The following is a 1,897-nucleotide window of genomic DNA, read 5'->3' on the forward strand; positions in this document are numbered from 1 at the left end:
GATCAGAAAGAACCAGTGGTACCGCTATGGGCAGGAACGTCATGGTACGTGACAAGAAAAAGCTTTCATTATTGCTCGATTTACCAGTGGAGATACAATCCAAAATTTATTCCTATTTGCAGGCCCATGATATTACCGGTTTAACACGGGCAAATTCATACCTTAACAACATACTCATAAATGATACTTCAATAGCAAGGGCGTGGTATCGCCGGTTTTCTCCATCACATCAGGCTCTTTTAAAGACAATCGTTACTACAAAAGATAAAGATCAACTCAAGGGTTGGTTGAGGCGCTTTACCGGGGATGAGGCATTAATCAAGTCAATCATAGATCGCCAACCGAGTATTTATTTTCCTGCACTGTACCTTTCCACTGTCACTAAATTGATGTCTGAATGTAAAAAATTCAAATTAGAGACAAAAGCCATCCTCCCCGGTAATGGCAGGGCGAACTCAGCTATCTTCAGCCCCGATGGCCGCCATGTGATGACCGCAATTGACAATAAAACGGTAAAAATATACAGCCAGAAGGACGATGGATCATGGGAAGCAAAAGCCACTATCGCCCATAAAGAAGTGGTCAAAAGGTCCTGCTTCAGCCCCGATAGCCGCCATATGGTGACCCACAGTTACGATGGCATGGCAAAAATTTATGGCCAGAAGGACGATGGGTTATGGGTAGAAAAAGCCACTATTTCCCATCGCGGCTGTGTCGACTCAGCCACCTTCAGCGCCGATGGCCTCCATGTGCTGACAGGAAGCAGAGATGGCAAGGCAAAAATTTATGGACAAAAGGACGATGGGTCATGGGTAGAAAAAGCCACTATTTCCCATGACAACGAAGTCAACTCAGCCAGGTTCAGCGCCGATCGTCGCTGTGTGGTGACCGCCAGTAATGATGGCAGGGCGAAAATTTATGGCCAGAAGGACGATGGGTCATGGGAAGAAAAAGCCATCATTCACCACGATGATAAAGTCATATCAGCCACCTTCAGCCCCGATAGTCGTCACCTGGTGACCCTCAGTGCCGATCACAATGTGAAAATTTATAGCAAGAAGGACGATGGGTCATGGGTAGAAAAAACCAGTACTTACCACGACTGTATCTTATCAGCCACACTTAGTGCCGATGGTCACTATTTAGTGACCGCTGGTAAAGATCACAAGGTGAAAATCCATGGCCTGGGGGCCGATGGTTCAAGGGAAGAAAAAGCCACCATTTCCCATGATAAAAAGATCAACTCAGTGACATTCAGCGCCGACAACCGCCATTTGATGACCTCCAGTGACGATGGCAGTGCGATAATCTACGGTCTTAAAGACGATGGGTCATGGAAAGAAAAAGCGATCATTCGCCATAAGGATCGTGTCTATTCAGCCACCTTCAGCCCCAATAGCTGCCATCTGATCACCCGCAGTGAAGATAACACTGTAAAAATCTACAGCCAGGAGGACAATGGATCCTGGATAGAAAAAACCACCATTTCCCATAAAGATTGGGTCCGCTCAGCCACATTCAGCGTCGATGGCCGCCATGTGGTCACTGCCAGTCATGATGGCAAGGCGAAAGTTTATGGCCAACAGAGCGATGGATCATGGGTAGAAAAAGCCAGCATTTCCCATAATGGTTCGATCGGATCAGCCTCCTTCAGCAGCGATGGCCAAGTGATGACTATCCGTTGCGATGACAAGGTGCAAATCACTGAACTAAGAATGAATAGTTTCACTGACATCAATGTTATGAACTTTCATACTTAAACCGACTCTAAGCCACAGAATCAATTTCGAATATCCCTGTCAACCGGCGAAAACAACAACTTTTAAGAAACGAACTATGGACTGCATAAATAACCATTCCGGCCTTGGTGATCCACTCTCATCAACACCCGATCAAT

General features: G+C 46.1%; 1 protein-coding gene. It reads left to right on the forward strand.

Translation table 11 applies throughout. The features are described from left to right. A partial coding sequence (locus KDK18_RS08320) for a WD40 repeat domain-containing protein (protein WP_257254442.1) occupies positions 1–1,760 on the forward strand: 1,760 nt, incomplete at its 5' end. Positions 1,761–1,897: the final 137 nt, after the last annotated feature.

The organism is Endozoicomonas sp. SESOKO3 (genome assembly GCF_024606255.1).